This is a genomic window from Streptomyces sp. NPDC002144 (assembly GCF_053593695.1).
Genome location: NZ_JBSFDB010000158.1, coordinates 1 through 1,878, shown reverse-complemented (window position 1 = coordinate 1,878; position 1,878 = coordinate 1). Strand labels below are relative to the sequence as shown.

The following is a 1,878-nucleotide window of genomic DNA, read 5'->3' as shown; positions in this document are numbered from 1 at the left end:
GTGGCGCCCTGGGCCGCCGCTGTCCCGACCGCGTTCTCCACGCGTTCCTGGGCGGCCTTGGTCACCAGCGGGCCCATCTCGGTGCCGGGCACGTCGCCGGGGCCGACCTTCACCTCTCGGGCCTTGCGCCGAAGCACCTCGACGAGCCCGTCCGCGGCCTCGCCGACGGCGATGGCCACGGAGACGGCCATGCAGCGCTCGCCGGCCGAACCGTAGGCACCGGCGGTGATGTGGTTGGCGGCGAACTCCAGGTCGGCGTCGGGCAGGACGACGGCGTGGTTCTTGGCGCCGCCGAGGGCCTGGACCCGCTTGCCGTGCGAAGTGGCCTGCTCGTGGACGTACTTGGCGATGGGGGTGGAGCCGACGAAGGAGACGGCCTCGATGCCCGGGTGGGTCAGGATCGCGTCGACGGCGTCCTTTCCGCCGTGGACGACGTTGAAGACACCGTCCGGCAGCCCGGCCCTGCGGTACAGCCCGGCGACGAAGTTGGCGGCCGAGGGGTCGCGCTCGGACGGCTTGAGGATGAAGGTGTTGCCGGTCGCGATGGCGACGGGGTGCATCCACAGGGGCACCATCGCCGGGAAGTTGAACGGGGTGATGCCGGCGACGACACCGAGCGGCTGACGGAAGTCGTGCACGTCCACGCCGCGCGAGACCTGGTCGGAGAAGGAGCCCTTCAGCACGTCGCCGAGGCCGCAGGCGAACTCGACGACCTCACGGCCGCGCACGATCTCGCCGCGGGCGTCGTCGACGGTCTTGCCGTGCTCGGCGGAGATGATCCGGCCCAGCTCCTCCTCGTGCTCGACGAGGAGCTGACGGAAGGCGAACATCACCTGGGTGCGCTGGCTGAGGGAGGACTCGGACCAGGTCTCGAACGCCGCGGAGGCGGCCCGGACGGCGGTGTCCACCTCCGCGCCGCCGCCGAGGACGACCCGGGCCTGTTCCTGACCGGTGGCCGGGTTGAACACCGCCTGGGTGTCCGTGCCGGTGACGGGTTGGCCGTTGATCCAGTGGGGAATGGTGTTCACGACAGCGGTGTCCTTAGAGGTAGTGACGCTGGTTGTGCTTGTGGGCGGCGTACGTCTCGTACGCGGAGCGGGTGGACTTAAGGGCGGAGACCTCGCCGACGGGGACGTCCCACCAGCCGTGACCGGGCGGGTTGGGGCCGTAGAGATCGGTCTCGACGTGCACGACGGTCGTCCGGGTGGCCGCCTTCGCCTTCTCCACCGCCGCGCGGAACTCCTCGACCGAGGCGGCGTGCAGGACGTCCGCGCCCAGCGAGGAGGCGTTGGCGGCGAGGTCGACCGGCAGGACATCCCCGTCGAGCTGCCCCGAATCCCCGTTCCGGTAGCGGTACTTGGTGCCGAAGCGCTGCGATCCCAGCGATTGGGACAGCGCCCCGATCGAGGCGAAGCCGTGGTTCTGGACCAGGACGACGATGACCTTCAGACCCTCGGAGACCATGGTGACGATCTCCTGAGCCATCATCAGATACGAGCCGTCACCGACCAGGACGACGACCTCACGGGAGGGGTCGGCCATCTTCGCGCCGACGCCCGCCGCGACCTCGTAGCCCATGCACGAGTAGGCGTACTCGACGTGGTAGGCCTTCGGATCCCGCGCCCGCCACAGCTGTTGCAGATCGCCCGGCATGGACCCGGCCGCGTTGATGACCACCGCGCGGTCGTCCAGGACGTCGTTGAGGGCGCCGAGGATCTCCGTCTGGGCGGGCAGCGGACCATGGCCCGCGGTGAAGCACCGCTCCTCGATCTCCCGCGTACGGGCGATGAGTTCACGCGTCCTCGCGCGGTACGAAGGCTCCACCTCCCAGCCCTCGAGCGCCCCGGCCAGTGCCTGGACACCGAGGCGGGCGTCCGC

At 70.4% G+C, this 1,878-nt stretch carries 2 protein-coding genes; both read right to left on the bottom strand.

What is annotated here, in order from left to right:
* The coding region (gene mmsA, locus ACWCQ1_RS52045) for a CoA-acylating methylmalonate-semialdehyde dehydrogenase (protein WP_451030128.1) at positions 1 to 1,028 on the bottom strand (1,028 nt) is incomplete at its 3' end.
* A gap of 13 nt (positions 1,029 to 1,041) precedes the next feature.
* A partial coding sequence (locus ACWCQ1_RS52040; RefSeq protein ID WP_451030127.1) for a thiamine pyrophosphate-dependent enzyme occupies positions 1,042 to 1,878 on the bottom strand: 837 nt, incomplete at its 5' end.